Below are 21,845 nucleotides of genomic sequence, written 5' to 3' on the forward strand. Positions count from 1 at the left end.
CTTTAAGATTTACCAGTTAGTAATCTCTCGAAACGAGAGGTTCTGTTTTGCGTATCCGTACACTTCTCGCCCTGGTGCTGCTGGCGCTCGTTGCCGGCTGCGCAACGGCACCCCGTCAGACCCGGAACATCTGCGCGGTCTTCGACCAGCGTGACGGCGTTTTCACCAGCTGGCAGCGTTCCGCCGAGAAGGCACAAGCCAAGTATGGCATCCCGGTGCCGATCCTGATGGCGACCATGTATGTCGAATCCGGCTTCCAGCCGAATGCCCGTCCGCCACGCACCAAACTCTTCGGCTTCATTCCCTGGACGCGGCAATCGACCGCCTACGGCTATTCGCAGGCGCTTGACGGTACCTGGAGCCATTATCAGTCGGAGACCGGCAACTGGACCGGCCGCCGCACCAACTTTGCCGACGCCATCGATTTCATCGCCTGGTACCACTACAGCAACAGTCAGGCGACAGGTATCCAACGCAATGACGCCTACAGTCTCTACCTCGCTTACTATTCGGGCCCGACAGGCTACAAGCGCGGCGACTGGCGCTCGAACGGGCAACTGCAGAAGACGGCGCAGAAATTCGCGAACATGGCCGCGACCTATCAGCAGCAGTTGAACGGTTGCAATTGAGGTTTCAGATTATCCGCGCAGATTTCCGAACCTGACGGAATAGATGCGGTCGCGACCCAATAAATGGGCGACAAGCGATGCATGATCGAACAGACCCTTCATCGCCTTGTGACCGAGATCGAGACCGCCGCTCATGACGCCGAAAGCGGGCATCAGCAGGCGGGCGCCGTCGGTGGCGAAGCAGGGGCGGCGGATGGATTTTTCGCGGCGGCGGACGGTCGCGGCCGGGTGCAGGTGGCCGGCGATTTCGCCCTGCTGCAATCCGCCCTTCGGCTCGTGGCGGAAGGTGAGCCCGCCATAGTGGATTTCGTCGGCGCAGATGCCGGGCAGATCGACGGTCCCGTCAGGGTCGTGATTGCCGTTGATCCAGATCCATTCGCGGCCACGCGCCTTGTCGGCAATCAGCGTCCGGAAGACATCGGGCAGGTGCTCGGAGCCGACGCGATCATGGAAATTATCGCCGAGCGAGACGACGATCTTCGGGTCGTAGCGGGTGATGACGGCCGAGAGGACCGTGAGCGTCGCCAGCGTATCGTAGGGCGGCAGCATCATGCCGCGGCGCGCGAAGGCGGCGCCTTTCTCAAGGTGGAGATCGGAGACGACGAGCGCGCCTGTGTCGGGCAGGTAGAGAGCGCCGAGCGGATCGCAGACGGCGGCAACGCCTGCGACCGACGTTTCCACGCCGGGCATCGGGACCATTCCGTTGAGTTCGCGCGCCAGCGCCAGGCGGTTCATTGCGGTCTTCTATCCTAAATCTTCAGCTCATCGCCTCGGCGATGAGGTCGTCTGCCGCTTCGGCCAGCAGTGCATCATGGGCTTCGCCCGGCACCGCCTCCTTGCCGATCTCGAGCATGACAGGCACGGCGAGCGGCGAAATATGGTCCAGCGCGCGATGCGTGATGTGACCCTTGATTCGTCTCAGCATATCGCCAAGGCGTGAAATATCCAAAAGCCCGGTGCCCGCATCCTGCCGCGTCGCCTGCAGCAGGATATGATCCGGCTCGTGGCTGCGCAGCACGTCGTAGATCAGATCGGCCGAGACGGTGACCTGCCTTCCGGTCTTTTCCTTTCCGGGATGACGGCGCTCGATCAAGCCTGCAATCACGGCGCAATTGCGGAAGGTGCGCTTCAAAAGGAAGGATTCGTCGAGCCAGGCTTCGAGATCGTCGCCGAGCATGTCCTCGTCGAAAAGGTCGGCGAGACTGAGGCGGCCGCTACGGATCATCTCGCCCAGATCCTCCAGGCCCCAGATGCCGAGCGAATAATCGGTGCAGACGAAGCCGAGCGGTTTGGCGCCTGCGCGTTCGAGGCGGCGCGTCAGCAGCATGCCGAGCGTCTGGTGCGCCAAGCGTCCTTCGAAGGGATAGGCGACCATGTAGCAACGGCTGCCGCGCGGGAAAGTCTCGATCAGCAGTTCGTCGCGCCTCGGCAGCATCGACTTGTCCTTCTGGATCGACAGCCAGTCGCGCACCTGATCCGGCAGATCGTCCCAGCGATCGGGATCAGCGATCATCGAGCGGACCTGATCGGCGAGATAGGTCGAGAGCGGAAACTTGCCGCCGGCGTAGGAGGGGATCTTGGGATCGAGCGAGAAGGCTTGCGATGCCAGCGCCTCGTTCTCGCGGATACCCTCGAAACGCAGCACCTTGCCGGAGAAGATGAAGGTGTCGCCAGGAGAGAGCTGCTCGAAGAAATACTCCTCCATCTTGCCGAGCACTGCGCCGCCACGGCCGATCCGTCCACCCTCGCCGCGCTTGACCATCTTCAGATTCAGCATCGGGCTTTCGACGATGGTGCCAAGGTTCAGACGGTATTGCTGGGCGACCTGCGGATTGGAGACGCGCCAGAGACCATCCTTGTTTCTGCGAATGCGGGCATAGCGCTCATAGGTGCGCAGCGCATAGCCGCCGGTAGCGACGAAATCGACGATCCGTTCGAAGGTTTCCCAGGATAGAGACGCATAGGGAGAGGCGCTGGTGATCTCGTCATAGAGCTGCAGCATGTCGAAGGGAGCGGCACAGGCCATGCCGAGAACATGCTGAGCCAGCACATCCAACGCGCCCTGCCCGACCGGCGGCGTGTCCTGCGCGCCGATATAGTTGGCGTCGAGCGCCGCCTGGCACTCCATCACCTCGAAGCGATTGGCGGGGACGAGGATCGCCTTGGAGGGTTCGTCCATGCGGTGATTAGCGCGGCCGATGCGCTGGGCAAGGCGGGAGGCGCCCTTGGGGGCACCGACATGGATGACCAGATCGACGTCGCCCCAGTCGATACCGAGATCGAGCGTCGAGGTGGCGACGACGGCACGCAGCTTGTTGGCGGCCATCGCCGCCTCCACCTTGCGCCGCTGGCTGACATCGAGCGAGCCGTGGTGCAGCGCGATCGGCAGGTTATCCTCGTTGATCGTCCAGAGCTCCTGAAAGAGCATCTCCGCCTGAGAGCGGGTGTTGACGAAGAGCAGCGTCGTCTGGTGATCGAGGAGCTCTTTGTAGACATCGGGGATCGCATATTTGGCGGAATGGCCGGACCAGGGGATGCGCTCTTCCGTTCTCAGGATCGAAATCTCCGGCTTGGCCCCGCCTTCGACGGTGACCAGACCGGCGTGATGTTCCCGCCCCTCTTCCTGCGCGACCAGCCATTTCTGCAAGTCCATCGGCTCTGCGACTGTGGCCGACAGGCCGATCGTCTGCAGGTTCGGCGCCAGCCTGCGCAGCCGGGCGATGCCGAGCGACAGCATGTGGCCGCGCTTCGATGTGACGAGCGAATGAAGCTCGTCGAGCACGACATATTTCAGATCCTTGAAGAAGCGCTCCGCCTCGCCATTCGCAAGCAGCAGCGCCACCTGCTCCGGCGTCGTCAGCAGGATATCGGGCGGATTGAGCTTCTGGCGCTGGCGCTTGGCATTCGGCGTGTCGCCGGTGCGGTTCTCGATGGTGACGGGCAGGCCCATCTCCTCGACGGGCTTCGTCAGGTTGCGCTCGATATCGACGGCAAGTGCCTTCAGCGGCGAGACGTAGAGCGTGTGGATGCCTGTGAAGGCCGAGCCCGGCGGGATCTTGCCGCGACGGGTGAGATCGGTGAGTGCCGGGAGAAAGCCGGCGAGCGTCTTGCCGGCGCCAGTCGGCGCAATCAGCAGCGTGCTCTCACCGGCTTCGGCGCGTGCCAGCAATTCCAGCTGATGGGCGCGCGGCCGCCAGCCCTTTTCCGCAAACCAGCGGATGAAGGGGGCAGGCAGGGCGATGCTGGTTTCGGCGTCGACGTGATCCACGCCATAAAGGTAGTGAAATCAGACCGAAAGAGAAGGGCATCGCCTCACATGGCGATGTAGCGGTCCTTGCGGTGATTGATGGCGAGCGTGAGATTCAGGACCACGGCGCCAAGCACCGAGCAGGCGATGATGAAGGGGCTCGCGACAAAGAACGACAGCGCAAGAATGACGCCATCGAAGCCGAGCTGCACCAGACCGGCCCGCCAGCCAAAGCGCTCCTGGATATAGAGCGCCAGAATGCCCACACCGCCAAGGCTGGCGCGATGGCGAAACAGCGCCAGCATGCCCGCGCCAATGACCAGGCCGCCGAACAGCGCACCGACCATCGGATCGACATGCGAGAGGCTGATGAAGCGCGGCACGATTTCCGACAGTGCGGAGGTGAGCGCGATGGCGGCGAAGGTCTTGACGGTGAAAGCCGGGCCGAGACGGCGGAAGGCGAGATAGTAGAAGGGCAGGTTGACCGCGAAGAAGCAGAGACCGAAGCTCCAGCCGGTGGCGTAGTGCAACAGAAAGGCCATGCCCGCCGTGCCGCCCGTCAGAAGGCCTGCGCCGGAGAGAAGCGAGACGCCGAGCACCGCCAGCATGCTGCCGGCGACCAGTCCCTGGGCATCATCGAAGAGCGAGTGGCGATCCGCCGAAGAGTTCAGGGCGCCTGCGAAAGCAGTCCGAGCGGCCATTATTTTCCCCTCTGAGTTTTCGTTCTTTCTATCCTGGCGCCGCTGCTTGGCAAGATGATTTCGGGGGTGGGATCACATGCGGCCTTTTATCCATTCCAGCGGCCTGCATTTTCGCCGCATTCCGGGCGCCGCCTGACGGTCAACGCAGATGAGAGACATCGATGCCGACACGCCGCGCGATCCTCGCCACGATGGGCGCCCTCGCCCTGTTTCCCCGGACCTCGAATGCAGCGCCCGCTGCTGCCGCTAGCCTGGCGCTCTGGCCGGGCACTCCCCCTGAAGGCGGCGGCCCGTCCGGCGATGTCGAGGAAAATGCCAAGGGCGCGATCAGCAATATCGCGGTGCCCAAGATCGACATCTACCAGCCGGCCTCGCCGAACGGCATGGCGGTTCTGATTGCTGCCGGTGGCGGCTACAAGCGCATCGAGATGCGGAACGAGGCGCTGCCAGCCGCCCGCTGGCTGAATGCGCGTGGCATCACCGCCTTCGTGCTCTCCTACCGGCTCCCGGATGAAGGCTGGGAGGCCGGTCCGCTGGCGCCATTGCAGGATGCGCAGCGGGCGTTGCGACTGATCCAGGCCAATGCCGGAAAGTTCAAGATCGATCCCGAGCGGCTGGGCGTCCTGGGCTTTTCGGCCGGTGGGCACCTTCTGGGCATGGCGGCGGCGCGGTCGGCATTCGCGTCCTATCCGGCGATCGACGATGCCGATGCGCTGTCGGCGCGGCCCGCCTTCGCAGCCCTCGCCTATCCCGTCATCACCCTGAAGCCGCCCTATGACCATACGTCGACGCGCAAGGTGCTGATCGGAAGTCATCCGAGCCCTGCCCTCAGTTCGGAATGGTCGGTCGAAGACCATGTCAAAGCCCACTGCCCGCCGGTGTTTCTGGCGCAGGCGGAAGACGATCCGGTTTCCGATCCACAGAACACGCTGATCATGCAGGCGGCGTGCGAGCAAGCGCATGTGCCCGTCGAACTGCACCGGCTGGCCGATGGCGGACATGGGTTCGGCATGGGCAAGCCCGGCACCGCCTCGATGCAATGGCCCGGCTTTTTCGCAAGCTGGCTCGACAAGCAGCCACTGTCTCCCGGCTGAAAATCGGTACGTTTCAAAAGCCGCTTGACTCCTGCGTTAATCGTGGATATTTTTTATCCACGATTTGAGGAGATGATTTCGATGAAACTCAGCGACGGTGTCGAGCAGGCTATTCACTGCGTGGCGGTTCTCGCCGGCTTGTCCGCCGATGGCGTGCTTTCGGCGGCAGCCCTTGCGGAATTTCACGGTGTCTCGACCAGCTATCTGCTGAAGCATATGCAGGCGCTGTCGGGCGCCGGTCTGGTCAAGACCGTGCCCGGGCCGAAGGGCGGATACCGGCTGGCGAAGGAACCGGGCGAGATTTCGCTGCTCGACATCGTGCTCGCCGTCGAAGGCCCGGCACCCGCCTTCCGCTGCAGCGAAATCCGCCAGCGCGGGCCGAACCCGCTGCCGCAGCGCTATTTCACCAAGCCGTGCCAGGTGACGGCGGCGATGCTGAAGGCGGAGCGCGCCTACCGCGCCGAGCTCGCCAAGACGAAAATTGCAGACATTCTGGCGGACCTTTCCGCCGATGACGACGGAGGCATCGCCGCCCGCGGCTGCGCCTTCATGGAATTGCACGAACGCAAATCAGCGGCTCGCTGAGCCTCAACCCCCAAAGGAGAATGACGATGCAACCCCGTTTCAATTTCGCCAAAGCCTCGCAGGATGCCTACAAGGCCGTCGTTGCCCTCGAGCAGTATGTGCAAACATCCGGCCTCGAGCGCCGCTTCATCCACCTGATCAAGCTGCGGGCATCGCAGATCAACGGCTGCGCCTATTGCGTCGACATGCATGTGAAGGAAGCGCGTCACGACGGTCTCTCCGAACAGTGGATCAATCTGATGTGCGTCTGGCGTGAATCGCCGGTCTACGACGCGCGGGAACGGGCACTGCTGGGCTGGGTCGATGCTGTCACGAACATCGCTTCGACGGGCGCTCCGGATGCGGATTTCGAAACGCTGAAGGCGCATTTCAACGAAGAAGAGATGACCAAGATCACGGTTGCCATCGGCACGATCAACGTCTGGAACCGTCTTGCCGTGAGCTTCCGGGCACAGCACCCGATCGATCAGCCGGCAAAGGCCGCCTGAGCCTGCGAGCCCCTCTCTCCATTTGGGGAGAGGGGTTCATTCATCAATTCGTCTTGGGTGCGGTCTGGGCCGGCCGTTCGGCTGTGGGATCGACGCCATTGAAGAGCTGGCGGAGGGTCTGGGAGATTTCCTCGGCTGAGGCACCCTTCGCGTATTCTTCCTTCATGCGGCGTCTGACAAGCTTTTCCAGTTCTGACATATCGTCACCTCATCATTTCCGGCGCGGGATGAGTTTCGCGCTGCAGCATGGATGAGGCAAGTTACGATTTGTTCACGCACGCTCACAGAGCGATGTAGCGATCGGCGCGATGGTTGATCGTGAGAAAGAGATTGAGCACGACGGCGCCCAGCACCGAGTAGAAAACCACCGGCGGCGTGGTGACGAAGAAGGCGGCGGCAAGCACGCACATATCGACGGCGAGTTGCACGAGGCCGGCGCGAATGCCGAAGCGCTCCTGCATGTAGATGCCGAGAATGCCGACGCCGCCGAGGCTGGCGCGGTGGCGATAGAGCGCCAGAAGACCGAAGCCGAGCAGCAGACCGCCGAGAAGAGCGGCCCAGGCCGGATGGATCGTGGCGATCGCCATGACTTTCGGCTGCAGACTGGTCAGCGCCGAGGTGAGGCCGATGGCGATGAAGGTCTTGATCGTGAAGGCGACGCCGAGCCGCTTCCAGGAGAGATAGAAGAACGGCAGGTTCAGGAGGAAGAAGGCCAGGCCGAAATTGATGCCGAAGGCATAGTGCAGCAGGAAGGCGATACCGGCGGTGCTGCCGGTGAGCAGGCCGGCGCTGGCGAGCACATAGAGGCCGAGAGCCGAAATGAGCGCGCCGGAGAAGATGCCCTGCACGTCCTCGACCGGGGTATGCCGGGTGGCGGTGGTGTTCCAGAAACCGAGGGCACTGATGAGCTGGGTCATGTCGCTAATCTCCAAACGGCAGACAAGTTCAAGAGCGCCGGAGACATTCCCGCGCGACGGATTTTCAATGATGAGAGGGCCGAGGCGTTCCTGCTGATCGCGGCGCTTGTCGGCTATGGGCTAAATTATCAGGCTTTTCGCAGGTGCGAGCAAGCGAAATATGTAAGCAATGTTGACCTATTTCAAAATCGCAACAAAGATGCGTTCAGCCATTTCGCCGCGTAAGGAAGAGAATGCCGGAAACCGGTTTGCCGCCATCTTTGCGAATGGTGGTTTTCTCGACTTTCAGGATATCGAAGCCGTAGCGGGCGCAGAGACCACGCACATAGGCTTCGGAGTGGGCGTAGCGCAGCGACGGCGCCAGATGGAAGCCATCGCCCTCGCCTGCATCCTCGACCGAGAAGGCAAAGTCCGCGCCTGAGGCTGCAAGCCGGGCGGTGATTAGGAAGACGCTTTCGAGATTGCCGAGATACATCAGCACGTCGGCAGCCGTGACGAGATCGGCCCGGCTCTCGGGCTCGCCCGAGAAGATGCCGGAAGCTTCCGGCTCCAGCGACAGGTCGGCCTGCGCCAGAAGCGCATAGACGTGTTTCTCCTCGGCCTTGGCCAGCATGTTCTGCGACAGGTCGTAGCCTTCCAGCCGCGCCACTTGGCCTGCGATCTCAGGCCCGAGCAGGCCGGTGCCGCAGCCGAGATCGACGGCCAGCGTGTAGTGCCTGCCGGTGGAAGTGACGAGGGCGGCAAGCTTCTGCGGCACGGAATAGTCGAGCTTCTCGACGAGCGAGGTCTCGAAGCGGCCGGCATAATCATCGAAGAGCCGCTCGACATAGCGGCTCGGCGGCTGGTCCGGGGTTTCGGTTTCGCCGAGCAGCGCGAGCTTCAGCGTTGCGCCGAAGATGTCATCGGGGTCGAGCGCCAAGGTTTTCCGGTAGGCTTCGGCAGCCTCAGTGCGATGGCCGGCCTTCTCGCGGTAGGTCGCCAGCCGGTACCAGCCGGCAGCCCAGCCGGGTGTGAGCTCCAACGCCTGCTCCATCAGTTCGGCGGCCGCGTCCGGCTCGCCGCCCTCATCGAGCATCTTGGCGTAATCGGCGCGGCGGTCGGCGATGACGTCGCCTGAAGTGAGCTGGCTCTGCTGCATGATGAGACCCGTTGAATGCCCGCGCATTTGGCTGCGGCCACAAAAAAACTCAAGTCCTATTTCAGAGGCGAAGCCGTCGGCTCTGGAAAAGGCTTGCGGGCAGCGATTCGCGACCGTATCTCAGAGCAAACAGGAGATGTGAATGTCCGATCAGGTGAACAAGTTTCTCGGCGACTCGCTCGGCCGCACATTGGTGAAGCTCTTGGTGGTTTCGCTGATCGTCGGCTTCGTGATGACGATCTTCGGCTGGACGCCCTATGAGATCGTTTACGGCATTCGCGATTTCATCCGGGAAATCTGGTACCGTGGCTTCTCGGCTCTCGGCCGCGTCGGCGATTACCTGCTGCTTGGCGCCACGATCGTCATCCCGATCTTCGTCATCATTCGTCTCTTCAACTACCGCCGCTGACCATGACCTTCACAATCGTTTCCCGGCGCGGGCTGCTGCGTCTTTCAGGCCTCGCGCTCGTCGCGGGCGTCGCAAGCTGCACCACCACACCGAAAATGTCCTCGACGCCCTCAGACGGCCAGGACGAGACGGCGGCGGCCCTGCCCCTCGTCAACCAGCTGCGTGCCAAGAACGGCTTGCCGCCGCTCAGCATCAATCCGGCAGCGAGCGCGGCTGCGATCTTCCAGGCAAAGCGCATGGCAAGCGCCGGCAAGATGGCGCATCTGATGGGCATGACAGACAGCTTTGGTGCCCGTGTGAAGGCGAGCGGCGTGCAGCTGCCCGCAGCCGAGAATATCGGCGTCGGCCAGAAGTCGGTCGACGGTATCGTCCAGGCCTGGATCAACTCGCCGCATCATCTGGAAAACATGCTCGGCCGCTATAGCGGCGTCGGCGTTGCCGTCGCGCATAATCCATCTTCCAACAACTGGCCCTATTGGGCCATGGTGCTCTCGAACTGAGGCGATTCTGCCTCCTGATCCGAGGCAGGCATGAGCGCTACCAGCGAACGCAATCTACTGGCATTTGACGTCACGCACCGGCTGGTGCTGTCGATCGCCATTCCGATGACGCTCGGCTTCATGACGACGCCGCTGCTTGGCCTCGTCGATACCGGCGTCGTCGGCCATATGGGCCAGCCGGATGCGCTGGCGGGCCTCGCGATCGGCGCCATGCTGTTCGACCTGATCCTCGGCAGCTTCAACTTTCTGCGCGCCTCGACAACCGGCCTGACGGCGCAGGCGCTCGGGCGCCACGATCTGCGCGAGCAGCAGGGCGTCTTCTGGCGGGCCTTCATCTCGGCGATCGCCTGCGGTCTCGCGCTGCTCTGTCTTTCGCCGCTGCTTCTCATTGCCGGGCTGAAGCTGATGGGGCCGGAAGCCGGTGTGGCGCAGGCGACCAGCACCTATTTCTCGATCCGCATTCTCGCAGCGCCCGCAGCCCTTGCCAACTATGCCATTCTCGGCTTCGTGCTGGGCCGCGGCCAGGGCACGATCGGTCTGGCGCTGCAGATCCTGATCAATGGCATCAATATCGTGCTCGCCATCTATCTCGGCCTAGAGCTCGACTGGGGCGTAGCGGGCGTTGCCTGGGGCACGATGGTCGGCGAAAGCGTCGGTGCGCTGGCCGGTCTCGCGATCGTGCTGCGCGGCTTCAAGGCGGGCGAGCGGCCGCAGCGCACCGAAATCTTCTCGCGCCACCGTCTCTCAGAGCTCTTTGCGCTCAACCGCGACATCCTGATCCGCACCTTCGTGCTGATCGGCTCCTTTGCGATCATGACCCGGATTGGCACCAGCTTCGGCGCGGTAACGCTCGCCGCCAATGCGGTGCTGATGAACTTCTTCCTGCTGTCCGGCTACTATCTCGATGGTCTCGCCAATGCCGCCGAGCAGATCACAGGACGGGCGATCGGTGCTGCACACCGCCCGGCTTTCGACCGTGGCCTGAAGCTGACGGCGATCTGGTCCTTCGGCCTTGCCGCCGCCGTCTCGGCCTTCTTCTTTGCCGCAGGTCCCTGGCTGATCTCGGTACTGACAACCTCGGAAGACGTTCGCGCCGCGGCCAATACCTACATGCCCTGGGCGGCGATCACCGGCCTGACCGGGGCGCTCGCCTTCCTGATGGACGGCGTCTTCATCGGCGCCACGTGGTCGTCGGACATGCGCAACCGGATGCTGATGTCCTTTGCCGGATATCTGGCAGCGCTCGCGGTCTTCGTGCCGCTCTTTGGAAATCACGGCCTGTGGCTGGCGATGAACGCCTTTCTGCTGTTTCGCGGCATCTTCCTGGCGATGCTGGTGAAGCCGCGGGCCGATCAGACCTTCGCAGCCGCCCAGTAATCCATCCTGGTGTCGCGGAGTTCGCGGATCGACGAGACTTTCTCGCGGTCGAGGAGCTTCGACAGGCCGCGGACGATATCGCCGGGCAGGCCCGGTCCCTCATAGACCATGCAGGAATAGAGCTGTACGAGATCGGCGCCAGCCTTGATCTTCTCCAGCGCCGTTTCCGCCGATGACACGCCGCCGACGCCGATGATCGGCAATGCCGGACCGACGCGCTTGCGCATGCGGGCGAGAACCGCCGTCGACTTGGCAAAGAGCGGTGCGCCGGAAAGACCACCCGCTTCCTTCGCCTGACGCTGATCCTTCAGACCATCGCGCGCCAGCGTGGTGTTGGAGACGATCAGGCCGTCGAGCGCATGAGACAGCACTTCGGCAGCGATATCATCCATGCCCTCTTCCGTCAGATCGGGCGCGATCTTCAGGAAGACCGGGATCTTGCGCCCGGCCTTGGCGGCCTCTTCATCGCGAGCGGCGAGAACCGCCGACAGCAGCGCGGCGAGGCTTTCGCGCGCCTGCAGGTCGCGCAGGCCGGGCGTGTTTGGCGAGGAGATATTGGCGGTGAAATAGCGGGCGACGGAATAGAAGCGGCGGATGCCGGTGACGTAATCGCCGATGCGGTCCTCGCTATCCTTGTTGGCACCGATATTGACGCCGATGATGCCATCGCCGCGGATCGGCGCGAGGCGCTGGAATGCGGCCTCATGGCCCTCGTTGTTGAAGCCCAGGCGGTTGATGACGGCGTTGTCCTCGACGAGGCGGAACATGCGCGGGCGCGGATTGCCGGATTGCGGCTTGGGGGTGACCGTGCCGATTTCCGTGAAGCCGAAGCCGAGCCGCAACAGCGCTTCCGGCACCTCGGCATTCTTGTCGTAGCCGGCGGCCATGCCGAGCGGATTGGCGAAGGTGAGGTCTGCGACGGTCTGCGCCAGACGCGGATCGGCAGGGATGCGGCAGGCCGGAACCAGGCCGGATTTCAGACCGGCGATCGACATGCCATGCGCGGTTTCCGGATCGAAGAGGAAGAGGCCTTTGCGCGTTGCCTGCTTGAAAAGGTCCATCATCAGATAAGCTCCGGAAAGATATGATTGCCTGCCTCGTCGAGCAGCAGCGGCTTTTCCCAGATGACGGCCGAAAGCGGCAGCTCGCCATAGAGATGCGGGAAGAGATCGCCGCCGCGCGAGGGTTCGAAGATCAGCTTTTCGCCGAGCTTTGCCGTATCGGCCGCGATCAGCATCAGGCCCGCCTGACCGGCGAAATAAAGCGCTGCCGTCTGGCGCGCCTGAGCCGCCGTCGAGAGATGGATGAAGCCGTCGTTGAGATCGATCCCGGCGCCGCGGAAGACGCCTGCTTTCCGCGCCTGCTGCCAGAGGGTTTCCGTCACGATCTTGTAAACCGCCGGTGTCACGGTCATGATGGCCTCACGAATGGCTGATCCTGGTTGCCAGCGCTTTGCCGCAAAGAGACGGCGATGTCCACGGCCCGCAGGCGAAAAACGACAGCCGCACCGAAAATCCGGAGGATGATCAGATGAAGACGATCGCAATCGGACTTGCCACCCTGCTTTTCCCCGCCACGCTGCTTGCCGCCGAACCCGATACGGCGCGTTTCCAGCTCGAACGCAGCGGCGATCATTTCGTGCGCCTCGACAAGCAGACGGGCGCGATGTCGCTCTGCGAGGAGAAGGACGGATCGCTCGTCTGCCGCATGGCAGCCGACGAACGCGCCGCCTACGAGGACGAACTCGACCGTCTCTCGGACCGGGTCAGCGCGCTCGAAAACAAAAGCATCGTCAACAAGGCGCTGCCCTCTGATGCCGAAATCGACCGCTCGATCAGCATCATGGAGAAGATGATGAAGAGCTTCATGGGCGTGGTGAAGCAATTCCAGGAGGATGAAAAGACGGCGCCTCTTCCGCAGAAGACCTGATTTGATATAGTCATATAAGGATGGAGACATGTGTGGCGGGCGCCGCCGCGCATGGGAGGACAGGATCGAGCTCTTGGGAGGGAGTGATCGATGCAGGAACAGACGATCATCATTGCCGATGACCACCCGCTTTTCCGGGATGCGCTTCGCCAGGCCGTGTCAGGGATGGAGGGCGAGCAGAGCATTATCGAAGCCGGTGATTTCAGCGCGGCCCGGGCCGCGGCCAGCGATCATTCCGATGCCGATCTGATGCTGCTCGACCTCGCCATGCCGGGTGTCAGCGGTTTCTCCGGGCTGATGTCATTGCGCTCGGAGTATGCCAGCCTGCCGATCGTCATCATCTCCGCTACCGACGACGCGACGACCATCCGCCGGGCGCTGGAACTCGGCGCCTCGGGCTTCATCTCGAAATCCTCAGGGATCGAAGACATCCGCCGCAGCATCCAGACGGTGCTCGCCGGCGATATCGCGACGCCCGAGAATTACCGGGACGGTCAGGAACAGGATCCTGACGTCGCCGACCTGATCCACCGCCTGCACACGCTGACGCCGCAGCAGAGCCGCGTTCTGACCATGCTTGGCGAGGGGCTGCTCAACAAGCAGATCGCCTATGAACTCGGCGTCTCCGAAGCGACGATCAAGGCGCATGTTTCGGCCATCCTCTTGAAGCTCAATGTCGACAGCCGCACACAGGCGGTGATCCAGCTCGGCAAGATCAACATGGCGATGGTCGCCTGATCCAAAACAGGATTTTATTCCTCTGTCCTCTTTACTATGCGTGAGCTTGGCGTTAATCTTTGCGCCGACTGGAGAGTAGCGCTCAGGGCGCAGGATCACGCACGATGCTGTCACACGAGCAGATTTGGGGAGCGATCGACAGGCTTGCCGAGCGGCACGACCTGACGCCGTCAGGTCTTGCGCGGCGCGCCGGCCTCGACCCCACCTCCTTCAACAAATCCAAACGTCTTTCGGCTGACGGCAGGCTGCGCTGGCCATCGACGGAGTCGATCGCCAAAGTGCTCGATGCGACCGGCGCGACGATGGAGCAGTTCCTGACCTTCATGCGCCCGGCAACGAGCTTTTCCGGGCTTCCGGACGGATCGTTCCCGGCACAAGGCAGTTCCATTCCCCTTCTCGGCTTTGCGCAGGCGGGCGCCGGCGGCTTTTTCGACGATGGCGGCTTTCCGGCTGGCCAGGGCTGGGATGTCGTCGAGTTTCCCGCCGCCCCCTCGCAAAAGGCTGGCGTCTATGCGCTCGAAGTCCAGGGGGACAGCATGATGCCGCTCTACCGCGACGGCGACGTGCTGATCGTCGAGCCCGGCGCGCAGGTTCGCCGCAACGACCGCGTTGTCGTCAAGACACGCGAGGGCGAGGTGATGGCGAAGGTGCTCTTACGCCAGAGCCCGCGCTCCATCGAATTGATGTCGCTCAATCCCGAGCATCCGAACCGGACGATCGAGCTTTCCGATGTCGACTGGATAGCCCGCATCATCTGGGCCAGCCAATAGGAAAATCTTCCATGAGGCCTGCGGCACTTCTGACAGCTGTTGCGGGTATCGCCACCGTCATGGGCATGCTGATGGCAGGACGCGAGCGGTTTTCCGGGCCGGATGCATCGGCTGTCGCCAGCGAAGCGGCCGCGCCTGACGCAGGTAGCGCCGACGCTCCTCCACCGCCGCCAACCGCCGATCCGCAGGCCAGCATGAATGCCCGGCCGGTCGACGATGCAAGCCAGTTCTATCCGGCACAGGTGGAAGGCAAGCCGCTGGAGCGTGTCGCAGCGCCGGAGCCCGAAAAGCCAAAGCCGGAACCGAAGAAAGATGCTGTCCTGCCGCGGCCGGTTGCCGAGAATGCGGGTGTGCTTGCCTTCGGCGACCGCAAGCTCGCGCTATCAGGCGTCATCGCCACGCCCGACGACAAGACCTGCAAGGATGCGGATGGCAGCGAATGGCCATGCGGCATGCTGGCCAAGACGAATTTCCGGCTGTTCCTGCGGCTACGCTCGGTCACCTGCGATCTCGACGACGCCAACTGGTCGGGCACGGCAACGGCAAGCTGCAAGATCGGCACCCAGGATCTTTCCGCATGGCTGGTCGACAATGGCTGGGCCGAGGCGGCTACCGGCTCGCCGCTGATAGAAGCCGGTGAGAAGGCCAAGACGGAGAAAAAAGGAATCTTCGGCGACGATCCACGCAAGGGCGCGCCCGTGGCGCCGCCGCCCGATCCGCCTGCAGACAATCCTCTCGATCCGATCTGACAATCCCTTGTAATGCCTGAGGGCAATTCCTAAACTTCGGAAGAACAGAGGGAATGACTGAAATGAACAAGCCGCTTTCCGCCCATGATGCCCTGATCTACGTGATGGTGATGGCCTCGGCCGTCGACAGCACGATGAACGACCGCGAGATGGAGCGTATCGGCCAGCTGATCGGCTTCCTGCCTGTGTTCCGCGATTTCGACGACGAGAAACTGATCCCGATCGCCCGCGATTGCGCCTCGCTGCTCTCCGGGCCGGAAGGGCTCGATGTGGTGCTGGAGACCGTCAAGGATACACTTCCGGCGAAGCTTTACGACACCGCCTATGCGCTCGCCGTGGAAGTGGCCTCGGCCGATCTTTCGGTCAAGGCGGAAGAACTGCGCCTGCTCAGCCTGCTCCGCGACCGGCTCGGGCTCGACAAGCTGACCTGCGCCGCAATCGAGCGCAGCGCCATCGCCCGCTTCCGCAAGGGCTAATACAAACCGTTCGGGAAATAGCGCAGGTAGATTTCCTGCAGGCGGCCGTTGCGTGACAACGCTGCCAACGCATGGTCGAGCGCCGCCGTGAGGATCGCATCGTTCCGGCGCAGCATGATGGTCATCCCCTCGCCCAGGAACTGTTCCGACGGGTATGGCCCGTCGAAGAGCGAGCAGCATTTCGCAGAGGCCTGGGACGATACCCAGAAGGATAGCTGCAGCGCATCGGCAAAGGCGGCATCGGTCTTGCCATCCTTCAGAGCCGTCAGCAGCGCTTCCTTGTTATCAAAGGGGACAGACTTGATCGCCGGGAAGTAGGCGGCGAGCATGGCTTCGTGCACCGTTCCCTTGACGACGCCGACCTGCTTTCCAGCGAGCGCCGCGGCGCTATTGCCCTTGATATCGGCCTTGTCGTTGCGGGCGAAACGGGCGGGAAGCATCAGATAGGGCCGCGAGAAGGTAAACCGGCTGCGCAGCTCCGGCGAGACAGCGAGCCCGGCAATGACGGCGTCCCCTTGCGAGGCCGCCAACGCTTCCGTCATATCGGCGAAAGGCAGCGCCTGGATCTCGCATTTGGCGGCAATCTCCAGCTCATTGCAGATCTCGCGGGCCAGATCGACATTGAAGCCGGCAAGCTTGCCGTTCTGATCGGTAAAGTTGAACGGCGGAAAATCGACCGAGGTCAGAAAGCGCAGCCGCACCAGAGCCGAGAGATCCGGCTTGGCAAGGCGTTCGCGCGAGTCGAACAGCAGAGGCAACGCGGCAGACGGCTGCTGCGCACCGGCGACCGACGGCAGAAACACAACCAGCGACAGCAGAAAGGTGAAGAATCCCTTAAAAGCTAGGGATGCAATTGAGGATTGTGCCATTACTATCCAGCCTCGGGTTAGGGGCAGGGCGTCGCCGCTTCGGTGACGGTGTATCAGAGTCATGCGTATCGGGGAATATGCGCCCGGCGGTGCCATCAATGGCGCACGGGAAAACCATGGCAGCAATACCCAAACTATCTCCGCCGCGGCGGAGGACGATGACCTGTTCCGCACGGAAGCACGCGTCCTTCTGGAGCTCGGCATCGGCAAGCCGATGATCGCCGAGGCAGTGGCGCTTGCACGCGCCAACGGCACCTCGATCGAGGAACAGCTGCTGGCATCAGGCTGGCTTCTGCCTGAAAATTACTATGCTGGACTGGCGCGCATGCTCCGCCTGAACTTCGTCGAGACGCTGGATCCCGATCTGATCTACGATATCGACAATCTGGACAGCCAGCTGCTCGATCCGAAGATGCTCAAGCTCCATCACATGCCGCAAAGCATGAACGTGATCGTGCCGCAGGCGCGGCAGATCCCGGCATTGCAGGCACGGCTCGCGGCGCGGCCGGACCTTCGCCCGCACATGCAGGTGACGACGCCTTCGGAAATGCGCCGGGCGGTCTGGGAGCGCGGTGCTCAACGGCGGGTCAGGCAGAGCGTCAACACGCTGTTTGATCGCGAGCCTGATATGAGCGCGCGCATCGTGCTGCTCGGCAAACAGGGTTTTGTCGCAGGCGTTGCGGTGACCGCCCTTGCCGCCGGCATATTGGCAAGCGCTGACGTTCTGCTTCTTCTCCACCTCTTCGTCTCGCTATTCTATCTCGCGGCCATGGCGATCCGGTTTCTGGCGCTGGCAAAGCCCGCCCCGCGCTTCAATCTGCGCGCGGAAGAGAATGGACCGCTGCCGGTCTACACCGTCATGGTTGGCCTCTACCGGGAGGCGGCGGTCGCGGAACAGCTCGCAGCCTGTCTCAAGCGGCTGAACTGGCCGGTGTCGAAACTCGACATCAAGTTCGTCTGCGAGGCCGACGACCGCGAGACCATCGCGGCCCTCAAGGCGCAGGATCTCGGCTCGCATTTCGAGATCGTCGAGGTGCCTGCCGCCCGGCCGCGCACCAAGCCGAAGGCGCTGAACTACGCCCTAACATCCGCCCGCGGGAAATACCTGGCGGTCTACGACGCCGAGGACAGGCCGCATCCGGATCAGCTGCGCGAGGCCCATGCCACCTTTCTCAAATCGCCCGATGATATCGTCTGCCTGCAGGCGCCGCTGGTCATCGCCAATGCGCGCGACTCCTGGATCTCAGCCGCCTTCGCGCTCGAATATTCGGCGCTGTTTCGCATGCTTCTGCCGGTGCTTGCCATGCTGCGGTTGCCGATGCCGCTTGGCGGCACCTCGAACCATTTCAAGACCAAGATCCTGAAAGACGCCGGGGGCTGGGATCCGCACAATGTCACCGAGGATGCCGATCTCGGTATGCGTCTCTACCGGCGCGGCTATCGCTGCGGCGTTCTCAGCAGCCATACGCTGGAGGATGCGCCCTCCACAGCCAAGACCTGGCTTCACCAGCGGACCCGTTGGTTTAAAGGCTGGCTGCAAACGTGGCTGGTACTGATGCGCGATCCGGCCCAACTGTTGCGCGAGATGGGAATACCCGGGTTTGTCGTCTTCCAGCTTTTGATCGCCGGCATGCTGCTATCGGCCCTTGCTCACCCCTGGATGCTGTTCTTCATCGGTACCACGATAATCGATCTCTTCCAGCAAGACGCGGCCATGGATCCGGCGCATAGGGTGTTGCTTGTGATGGACAGCTGCAACGTGATCGCCAGCTACATTCTTTTCATCCTGCTCGGCCGCAAGCGCATGACGCCATGGGAAAGGCGTGCGCTTCGTCTGCGCTGGCTGGCATTGCCGCTCTACTGGATGATGCTGTCGATGGCCGCCTGGCGGGCGGTCTGGCAGCTCCGCAGCAATCCGTTCTTCTGGGAAAAGACGCCACACGCGCCAAGCCGCAAAACGGCATAGATTTTCGATCCCGCCATTTTCCGATTTCGCGGGGCGAGCATCTCTTTTCTGTGGTTTGGCCTCGGGACGTTAGGGCCGAATTAAGCAATCTGGATTCTTATCAGCCGCGACGACACCGGCCCCCACACCGTCTGCATGATGCGCGCTCGTCTGACCTTTCCAGGGTATTTCGGAATGCCGCAAGAACGCAGCAGATTACAGCTGAGTTTCAAACATTGATTTCAATCTCTCGCCGCACGCCAGCAACAAGCCGCAGCGAATGCAACGGGCTTTTTCCATGCTCAAACATCTGAAAATCCGGACAAAAATCCTCTCCGTCATCGCGCTTCTCGGGGTGATCACGATTGCCGGCGTGGGTTACATCATCACCGAATTCCGCCGGGCGGACGCCAATTACAGCGCCTTCATCGACCATGAAGCACTCGCCGCCATGCAGGGCTCGCGCGCCAGCGCCTCGCTGGTGTCCTCCGTGCTGCAGACCTCAACGCTTGCCAATATGAAGCCCGATACGCCGGCCTTCAAATCGGCGCTCTCCAGCCCGAGCAAGATCCCGCAGGCGCGTGATCGCCTGCAGCAGGCGGCGGACCTCGTTCCCGCTCGCAAGGAAGCGATCGGTGAGCTCTTGAAAAGCATCGACGAGATGGAAGCGCTTTCGGCAAAGGTCGTCGAGGCGGGCAAGGCTGGTGACATGGGTGCCGCACAGCTGGCCTCCGCCATGATGGTCGCCAAGCTCAATGCGCTGACGCCGAAGATGACGGCCAATAACGATGCGATGATGTCGATGCTCAACGACGGCGGCGACGCGCTCTCGGTCACCGTCAACCAGCGCATCAATATCTGCCTTGCGATCATCGCCGCTGCGATCGCCGCGGCCATCGCGCTCGGCGTGTACATGGCGCAGATCGGCATCACCGCGCCGATGATGCGGCTGCGCGAACGGATGACCTCGCTTGCCGAAGGCCAGACCGATGCCGATGTACCCGGTCTCGACCGCAGCGACGAAGTCGGCCAGATGGCGGCTGCCGTCGCCGTCTTCCGCGACAATGCCGTCGAACGCCGCCAGATCGAGGCGCGTGCCGAGAGCGAACGCAATCTCAGCGACAGCGAACGCCGCCAGCGCGAAGCGGAAAAGATCCGCGAAGCCAACGAGCTTGCCCGCACCGTCGACGAATTGGCAAACGGCCTGAAGCGCCTCGCCTCCGGCGACCTCGTCTCGCAGATCGATCAGGCCTTCCCTGAGCACCTCGAAGGTCTGCGCGCCGACTTCAACAATTCCGTCGGCCGCCTGAACCAGACGATGAATGCCGTCGGCGCCAATGCCCGCGCGATCGGCGCCGGCGCCAACGAGATCCGTTCTTCGGCCGACGAGCTGTCGCGCCGCACCGAGCAGCAGGCAGCTTCCGTCGAGGAGACCGCCGCCGCCCTCGAGCAGATCACCACGACGGTCAGGGACGCGGCCCGCCGCGCTCAGGAGGCGAGCCAGCTCGTCACCCGCATGCGAGGCGGCGCTGAAAAGTCCGGTGAGATCGTCCAGAAGGCGGTCAATGCCATGCAGCAGATCGAGCAGTCGTCGGTCGAGATCGGCAACATCATCGGCGTCATCGACGACATTGCCTTCCAGACCAACCTTCTTGCCCTGAACGCCGGCGTCGAAGCCGCGCGTGCCGGTGAAGCCGGCAAGGGTTTTGCGGTCGTCGCCCAGGAAGTGCGTGAGCTCGCCCAGCGCTCGGCCAATGCGGCCAAGGAAATCAAGTCGCTGATCACCAATTCCGGCACGCATGTGCAGACGGGCGTGGCGCTCGTTGGCGAGACCGGCAAGGCGCTCGATGCGATCGTCCACGAGGTGCAGGAGATCAACCAGCACGTCCACGCGATCGCCGAAGCCGCCCGCGAACAGTCGACGGGACTGCAGGAGATCAATACGGCGGTCAACACGATGGACCAGGGCACGCAGCAGAATGCCGCCATGGTCGAGGAAAGCACGGCCGCCAGCCACAGCCTGGCAACCGAGGCAGCCTCGCTCAACAACCTGCTCTCCGAGTTCCGCCTGACCGGCACCGGCGGCTTCGCCGCGGCAGCCCCGGCATCGGCAACCACCCGTCCGATCGCCTCGCGCCCCGCGCCGATCCAGCCGGCGACACCCGCCGCCAAACCCCGCCCGGCCTCAATCCGCGTCGCCAACTCTGCCACCGCAAGACCGGCGGCCTCGCCTGCCCGCGCGCTCGGCCAAAAGCTGATGAGCGCCTTCAGCGGCGGCAACACCGCCAGTGAGAGCAAGGAAGCGGATTGGACGGAGTTCTGATCGGCCGAACCTTAGTAGACGATGGGCGGCTCCGGCCGCCCATCGCAATTTCAGGGCTGCTTATCAGCGATCGCTCAAACCCCATCAGCAACCGGAAAGCGTGCAGAGACGCTCCGGCGAACTTGCCCTCCGCCCGGCTTTCGGCTACTTCCTAAGCCGATCTCATCGTGGAAGTCGCAGCCGTTGAGCCTCATCAAACTTCATTTCCGGGTCGTTGCCAGCCTTATCATCCGCGAGATGAACACGCGCTATGGCAACAAGATTGGCGGCTATATCTGGGCGATCGTCGATCCGCTCGCCTATATCGTCTTCCTGAGTTTCATCCGCCGCTCGCTGAGCGCCACGCCCCCCCTCGGCGGCAGCGTCGCGCTGTTCATCTCGACCGGCTATCTCGGCTTCCTGTTTTACGTGAACCTGTCATCCTACGTCTCGTCGGCCGTCAAATCCAACAAGGCGCTGATGAACTACCCGCGCGTCGCGCCCTTCGACGCGATCGTCTCACGCGTCGTGTTGCAGTTTTCGACCACGGCGGTGGTGACGGCGCTGACACTGTTCACACTGGCGGAGGGCCTTGGCGGCCTACCCAGCGTCAATTGGCCGACGATCATCGAAGCGGCACTCTCGACCTCGATGATCGCGATCGGCATCGGCCTGATCAATGCCGGCCTGTTCGTTCGCTGGCCTTGGTACGAAGAGGTCTTCGGCATCGTCAACCGCCCCCTCTTCATCCTCTCCGGTGTCTTCATGCTGCCCGACGAGCTGCCGCATCCCTATTCGGATTACTTTCTGATGAACCCGCTGGTGCATTGCGTGATCTGGTTCAGGACGGGGTTTTATCCGGAATATCGGGCTTATGGGCTTGATAAGGGGTATGTTCTGGAGACGGGGATTTTGCTGATGTTTGTTGGGATGGCGTTGTTTACCGTTCATAAAAAAATGATCAAAAACAGCGACTAAGTCT

24 protein-coding genes are annotated in these 21,845 nt (G+C 62.7%); 15 read left to right on the forward strand and 9 right to left on the reverse strand.

Annotated features, from left to right (window positions below; translation table 11 throughout):
- The first annotated feature begins 47 nt into the window (after window positions 1-47).
- Entirely contained in the window at window positions 48-629 is a 582-nt protein-coding gene (locus ACQZ5H_RS16495) for a transglycosylase SLT domain-containing protein (RefSeq protein WP_449098406.1), read from the forward strand.
- Between the two features lie 9 nt (window positions 630-638).
- Here ACQZ5H_RS16495 and pdeM read toward each other — a convergent pair whose 3' ends face one another.
- The 3 genes from pdeM to ACQZ5H_RS16510 are packed head-to-tail and all read right to left on the reverse strand — an operon-like array spanning window position 639 to window position 4,577.
- Window positions 639-1,364, reverse strand: coding sequence for a ligase-associated DNA damage response endonuclease PdeM (pdeM, locus tag ACQZ5H_RS16500; RefSeq protein WP_449098407.1), 726 nt, complete (start codon window positions 1,362-1,364; stop codon window positions 639-641).
- Window positions 1,365-1,386: 22 nt separating this feature from the next.
- Window positions 1,387-3,897 carry a ligase-associated DNA damage response DEXH box helicase gene (locus ACQZ5H_RS16505; RefSeq protein WP_449098408.1) on the reverse strand — a complete coding sequence of 837 codons (2,511 nt, stop codon included), beginning with the start codon at window positions 3,895-3,897 and terminating at the stop codon, window positions 1,387-1,389.
- A gap of 44 nt (window positions 3,898-3,941) precedes the next feature.
- Window positions 3,942-4,577: a YitT family protein gene (locus ACQZ5H_RS16510; RefSeq protein ID WP_449098409.1), complete on the reverse strand. Its 636-nt coding sequence runs from the start codon at window positions 4,575-4,577 to the stop codon at window positions 3,942-3,944.
- A gap of 161 nt (window positions 4,578-4,738) precedes the next feature.
- Between ACQZ5H_RS16510 and ACQZ5H_RS16515 the strand changes: the two genes are divergently transcribed.
- The 3 genes from ACQZ5H_RS16515 to ACQZ5H_RS16525 all read left to right on the forward strand — a co-directional run bounded on the left by ACQZ5H_RS16515 (window position 4,739) and on the right by ACQZ5H_RS16525 (window position 6,744).
- Window positions 4,739-5,671 carry an alpha/beta hydrolase gene (locus tag ACQZ5H_RS16515; RefSeq protein ID WP_449098410.1) on the forward strand — a complete coding sequence of 311 codons (933 nt, stop codon included), beginning with the start codon at window positions 4,739-4,741 and terminating at the stop codon, window positions 5,669-5,671.
- Between the two features lie 81 nt (window positions 5,672-5,752).
- Window positions 5,753-6,256: an Rrf2 family transcriptional regulator gene (locus ACQZ5H_RS16520; RefSeq protein WP_112714362.1), complete on the forward strand. Its 504-nt coding sequence runs from the start codon at window positions 5,753-5,755 to the stop codon at window positions 6,254-6,256.
- A 26-nt stretch (window positions 6,257-6,282) separates the two neighbouring features.
- Window positions 6,283-6,744: a carboxymuconolactone decarboxylase family protein gene (locus ACQZ5H_RS16525; RefSeq protein ID WP_413710937.1), complete on the forward strand. Its 462-nt coding sequence runs from the start codon at window positions 6,283-6,285 to the stop codon at window positions 6,742-6,744.
- Between the two features lie 43 nt (window positions 6,745-6,787).
- On the opposite strand, the gene ACQZ5H_RS16530 is transcribed toward ACQZ5H_RS16525, so the two are convergent.
- The 3 genes from ACQZ5H_RS16530 to ACQZ5H_RS16540 form a co-directional block, all read right to left on the reverse strand.
- Window positions 6,788-6,943, reverse strand: coding sequence for a hypothetical protein (locus ACQZ5H_RS16530; protein ID WP_199626134.1), 156 nt, complete (start codon window positions 6,941-6,943; stop codon window positions 6,788-6,790).
- An 82-nt stretch (window positions 6,944-7,025) separates the two neighbouring features.
- Complete coding sequence (locus ACQZ5H_RS16535; RefSeq protein ID WP_130279116.1) at window positions 7,026-7,661, reverse strand: YitT family protein; 636 nt, start codon at window positions 7,659-7,661, stop codon at window positions 7,026-7,028.
- Between the two features lie 205 nt (window positions 7,662-7,866).
- Complete coding sequence (locus ACQZ5H_RS16540; protein WP_449098411.1) at window positions 7,867-8,799, reverse strand: tetratricopeptide repeat protein; 933 nt, start codon at window positions 8,797-8,799, stop codon at window positions 7,867-7,869.
- Window positions 8,800-8,941: 142 nt separating this feature from the next.
- Here ACQZ5H_RS16540 and ACQZ5H_RS16545 point away from each other — a divergent pair, with 142 nt between their 5' ends.
- The 3 genes from ACQZ5H_RS16545 to ACQZ5H_RS16555 are packed head-to-tail and all read left to right on the forward strand — an operon-like array spanning window position 8,942 to window position 11,085.
- Entirely contained in the window at window positions 8,942-9,208 is a 267-nt protein-coding gene (locus tag ACQZ5H_RS16545) for a DUF6460 domain-containing protein (RefSeq protein ID WP_025555281.1), read from the forward strand.
- Between the two features lie 2 nt (window positions 9,209-9,210).
- Entirely contained in the window at window positions 9,211-9,708 is a 498-nt protein-coding gene (locus tag ACQZ5H_RS16550) for a CAP domain-containing protein (RefSeq protein WP_449098412.1), read from the forward strand.
- 30 nt (window positions 9,709-9,738) lie between these two features.
- Window positions 9,739-11,085, forward strand: coding sequence for an MATE family efflux transporter (locus ACQZ5H_RS16555; protein WP_449098413.1), 1,347 nt, complete (start codon window positions 9,739-9,741; stop codon window positions 11,083-11,085).
- On the opposite strand, the gene ACQZ5H_RS16560 is transcribed toward ACQZ5H_RS16555, so the two are convergent.
- Together ACQZ5H_RS16560 and ACQZ5H_RS16565 are read right to left on the reverse strand one after the other, a co-directional pair.
- On the reverse strand, window positions 11,061-12,149 hold the full coding sequence (locus tag ACQZ5H_RS16560; RefSeq protein ID WP_449098414.1) for a quinone-dependent dihydroorotate dehydrogenase: 1,089 nt from the start codon (window positions 12,147-12,149) through the stop codon (window positions 11,061-11,063). The two genes, ACQZ5H_RS16555 and ACQZ5H_RS16560, sit on opposite strands and share 25 nt — an antisense overlap.
- Window positions 12,149-12,499 carry a DUF952 domain-containing protein gene (locus ACQZ5H_RS16565; RefSeq protein ID WP_449098415.1) on the reverse strand — a complete coding sequence of 117 codons (351 nt, stop codon included), beginning with the start codon at window positions 12,497-12,499 and terminating at the stop codon, window positions 12,149-12,151. Before ACQZ5H_RS16565 ends, ACQZ5H_RS16560 begins: the two co-directional genes overlap by 1 nt.
- Window positions 12,500-12,615: 116 nt before the next feature.
- Between ACQZ5H_RS16565 and ACQZ5H_RS16570 the strand changes: the two genes are divergently transcribed.
- From ACQZ5H_RS16570 to ACQZ5H_RS16590, 5 genes are all read left to right on the forward strand, one after another.
- The gene (locus tag ACQZ5H_RS16570) at window positions 12,616-13,014 is read left to right on the forward strand and encodes a hypothetical protein (protein WP_449098416.1); all 399 of its coding nucleotides are present in this window, start codon (window positions 12,616-12,618) and stop codon (window positions 13,012-13,014) included.
- A 90-nt stretch (window positions 13,015-13,104) separates the two neighbouring features.
- On the forward strand, window positions 13,105-13,752 hold the full coding sequence (locus ACQZ5H_RS16575; RefSeq protein WP_449098417.1) for a response regulator: 648 nt from the start codon (window positions 13,105-13,107) through the stop codon (window positions 13,750-13,752).
- Between the two features lie 104 nt (window positions 13,753-13,856).
- Window positions 13,857-14,522 carry a S24 family peptidase gene (locus ACQZ5H_RS16580; protein WP_112713502.1) on the forward strand — a complete coding sequence of 222 codons (666 nt, stop codon included), beginning with the start codon at window positions 13,857-13,859 and terminating at the stop codon, window positions 14,520-14,522.
- Between the two features lie 11 nt (window positions 14,523-14,533).
- Window positions 14,534-15,271 carry a thermonuclease family protein gene (locus ACQZ5H_RS16585; protein WP_449098418.1) on the forward strand — a complete coding sequence of 246 codons (738 nt, stop codon included), beginning with the start codon at window positions 14,534-14,536 and terminating at the stop codon, window positions 15,269-15,271.
- A gap of 62 nt (window positions 15,272-15,333) precedes the next feature.
- Window positions 15,334-15,747 (forward strand): tellurite resistance TerB family protein, encoded by a 414-nt coding sequence (locus ACQZ5H_RS16590; RefSeq protein WP_112714368.1) that lies wholly within the window; start codon window positions 15,334-15,336, stop codon window positions 15,745-15,747.
- Here ACQZ5H_RS16590 and ACQZ5H_RS16595 read toward each other — a convergent pair.
- Complete coding sequence (locus tag ACQZ5H_RS16595) at window positions 15,744-16,616, reverse strand: transporter substrate-binding domain-containing protein (protein WP_449098419.1); 873 nt, start codon at window positions 16,614-16,616, stop codon at window positions 15,744-15,746. The two genes, ACQZ5H_RS16590 and ACQZ5H_RS16595, sit on opposite strands and share 4 nt — an antisense overlap.
- Before the next feature lie 61 nt (window positions 16,617-16,677).
- Between ACQZ5H_RS16595 and ACQZ5H_RS16600 the strand changes: the two genes are divergently transcribed.
- The 3 genes from ACQZ5H_RS16600 (at window position 16,678) to ACQZ5H_RS16610 (ending at window position 21,841) form a co-directional block, all read left to right on the forward strand.
- The gene (locus ACQZ5H_RS16600; RefSeq protein ID WP_449098420.1) at window positions 16,678-18,582 is read left to right on the forward strand and encodes a glycosyltransferase family 2 protein; all 1,905 of its coding nucleotides are present in this window, start codon (window positions 16,678-16,680) and stop codon (window positions 18,580-18,582) included.
- A gap of 277 nt (window positions 18,583-18,859) precedes the next feature.
- A complete protein-coding gene (locus ACQZ5H_RS16605; protein ID WP_449098421.1) occupies window positions 18,860-20,884 on the forward strand; it encodes a methyl-accepting chemotaxis protein in 2,025 nt (674 codons plus the stop codon).
- A gap of 183 nt (window positions 20,885-21,067) precedes the next feature.
- Window positions 21,068-21,841 carry an ABC transporter permease gene (locus ACQZ5H_RS16610; RefSeq protein WP_449098422.1) on the forward strand — a complete coding sequence of 258 codons (774 nt, stop codon included), beginning with the start codon at window positions 21,068-21,070 and terminating at the stop codon, window positions 21,839-21,841.
- The last annotated feature ends 4 nt before the right edge of the window (window positions 21,842-21,845 follow it).

The sequence above is a fragment of the Rhizobium sp. 21-4511-3d genome, assembly GCF_053522545.1.

Bases quoted from the DNA above. Each gene is read 5' to 3' on its own strand.
- ACQZ5H_RS16605 (WP_449098421.1), top strand. From the start codon at position 18,860: ATGCTCAAACATCTGAAAATCCGGACAAAAATCCTCTCCGTCATCGCG.
- ACQZ5H_RS16575 (WP_449098417.1), top strand. From the start codon at position 13,105: ATGCAGGAACAGACGATCATCATTGCCGATGACCACCCGCTTTTCCGG.
- ACQZ5H_RS16585 (WP_449098418.1), top strand. From the start codon at position 14,534: ATGAGGCCTGCGGCACTTCTGACAGCTGTTGCGGGTATCGCCACCGTC.
- ACQZ5H_RS16600 (WP_449098420.1), top strand. From the start codon at position 16,678: ATGCGTATCGGGGAATATGCGCCCGGCGGTGCCATCAATGGCGCACGG.
- ACQZ5H_RS16595 (WP_449098419.1), bottom strand. From the start codon at position 16,616: ATGGCACAATCCTCAATTGCATCCCTAGCTTTTAAGGGATTCTTCACC.
- ACQZ5H_RS16550 (WP_449098412.1), top strand. From the start codon at position 9,211: ATGACCTTCACAATCGTTTCCCGGCGCGGGCTGCTGCGTCTTTCAGGC.
- ACQZ5H_RS16560 (WP_449098414.1), bottom strand. From the start codon at position 12,149: ATGATGGACCTTTTCAAGCAGGCAACGCGCAAAGGCCTCTTCCTCTTC.
- ACQZ5H_RS16590 (WP_112714368.1), top strand. From the start codon at position 15,334: ATGAACAAGCCGCTTTCCGCCCATGATGCCCTGATCTACGTGATGGTG.
- ACQZ5H_RS16530 (WP_199626134.1), bottom strand. From the start codon at position 6,943: ATGTCAGAACTGGAAAAGCTTGTCAGACGCCGCATGAAGGAAGAATAC.
- ACQZ5H_RS16540 (WP_449098411.1), bottom strand. From the start codon at position 8,799: ATGCAGCAGAGCCAGCTCACTTCAGGCGACGTCATCGCCGACCGCCGC.
- ACQZ5H_RS16510 (WP_449098409.1), bottom strand. From the start codon at position 4,577: ATGGCCGCTCGGACTGCTTTCGCAGGCGCCCTGAACTCTTCGGCGGAT.
- ACQZ5H_RS16545 (WP_025555281.1), top strand. From the start codon at position 8,942: ATGTCCGATCAGGTGAACAAGTTTCTCGGCGACTCGCTCGGCCGCACA.
- ACQZ5H_RS16525 (WP_413710937.1), top strand. From the start codon at position 6,283: ATGCAACCCCGTTTCAATTTCGCCAAAGCCTCGCAGGATGCCTACAAG.
- ACQZ5H_RS16570 (WP_449098416.1), top strand. From the start codon at position 12,616: ATGAAGACGATCGCAATCGGACTTGCCACCCTGCTTTTCCCCGCCACG.
- ACQZ5H_RS16515 (WP_449098410.1), top strand. From the start codon at position 4,739: ATGCCGACACGCCGCGCGATCCTCGCCACGATGGGCGCCCTCGCCCTG.
- ACQZ5H_RS16520 (WP_112714362.1), top strand. From the start codon at position 5,753: ATGAAACTCAGCGACGGTGTCGAGCAGGCTATTCACTGCGTGGCGGTT.
- ACQZ5H_RS16580 (WP_112713502.1), top strand. From the start codon at position 13,857: ATGCTGTCACACGAGCAGATTTGGGGAGCGATCGACAGGCTTGCCGAG.
- ACQZ5H_RS16555 (WP_449098413.1), top strand. From the start codon at position 9,739: ATGAGCGCTACCAGCGAACGCAATCTACTGGCATTTGACGTCACGCAC.
- ACQZ5H_RS16535 (WP_130279116.1), bottom strand. From the start codon at position 7,661: ATGACCCAGCTCATCAGTGCCCTCGGTTTCTGGAACACCACCGCCACC.
- pdeM (WP_449098407.1), bottom strand. From the start codon at position 1,364: ATGAACCGCCTGGCGCTGGCGCGCGAACTCAACGGAATGGTCCCGATG.
- ACQZ5H_RS16565 (WP_449098415.1), bottom strand. From the start codon at position 12,499: ATGACCGTGACACCGGCGGTTTACAAGATCGTGACGGAAACCCTCTGG.